The organism is Bartonella sp. OD88NMGDW (genome assembly GCF_042193775.1).
GTDB lineage: Bacteria > Pseudomonadota > Alphaproteobacteria > Rhizobiales > Rhizobiaceae > Bartonella > Bartonella grahamii.
Map to the genome: position 1 here is coordinate 1 of NZ_JBHIMA010000063.1, position 940 is coordinate 940.

Genomic DNA, 940 nt, shown 5'->3' on the forward strand with positions numbered 1-940 from the left:
CTTTATCTTTGCTGCTTCGTTTCTTGACCATCTTTCCAACCACATAAATGGGCTCCCTGCTTGTTATGCTTCAAAATATCTCTTGCAAGGTTGGAACTGATGACCGCAACATCCTTATTATCTAAATAAATGGGCAACCAGCCACCACAAGAAACAGACCTATTTGCCGCGCACCCAACGAGAAAGTTCAGAGCGCACACCAGCATCACTTTTTTGATTAACTTCATTTTCTACCTCAAGCCGCGTTGTTGCTGTCTTTAAAGCATTCTCTGTTTGCTTTTGCCGTTCGCTTTGCTTGCCAAGGTGAAATGCCTTGGCTAAAGCCATAAAAAAAACGGCTAAAGCCGCTGTAAACATAAGAGAATATTTCTTTAGCCAAAAAATCATAAGCGTTGCTCCCGAAACCGCTTGGCGACAATCACTATGCCCGTTACAGCCGCTAAAACCATGATGCCTGCTAATGCCCATTGCACCGGTCCATTGCCTGCTAACAAGCCGCCAAAACCAGAACAAGACCCTATAATCGGGGCAAGTGCTTCTACCTTGAAAAGACCCGTTGCCATTTTCGTTTCTACCCTTTGATAATTTGAAGAAACATAAGACCCTTTTGCCCATAATCCCGCTTCTGCTGCTCGACGGTTGGCTAAACCCGCAAGAGGCTTCCCACCGACCTTATTCCATTTCTGTAATTCTAAGGGTACGGCTTCATAATCCCCTTGATTAAGCTTCTTCAATAATGTTGACTTGCGAAAAGCAGCTGTTCCTACGTTATAGCAAAACGAGACCAATGCCGCGAATTGGCAATCCGTTAACGAAACCGTGACCGATTCCTCTACCGTCTGCTCAAATTGCTTTAAGTCTTTACAAAGGATTTCTTCTGCTTGCTCTTGGCTAATACACATACCTTTTTTGACGAGGGGGTGACCCGCATTGCTGGTGT

The 940-nt window shown here is 44.8% G+C and carries 2 protein-coding genes; both read right to left on the reverse strand.

Annotation, left to right across the window (positions count from 1 at the left end; genetic code table 11):
• Positions 1 to 159 precede the first annotated feature (159 nt).
• A complete protein-coding gene (locus ACFIJR_RS09095; protein WP_012754703.1) occupies positions 160 to 387 on the reverse strand; it encodes a hypothetical protein in 228 nt (75 codons plus the stop codon).
• Positions 384 to 940: lysozyme (locus ACFIJR_RS09100; protein ID WP_375654073.1), on the reverse strand; the 557-nt coding region annotated here is incomplete at its 5' end. The genes ACFIJR_RS09100 and ACFIJR_RS09095, both read right to left, overlap by 4 nt.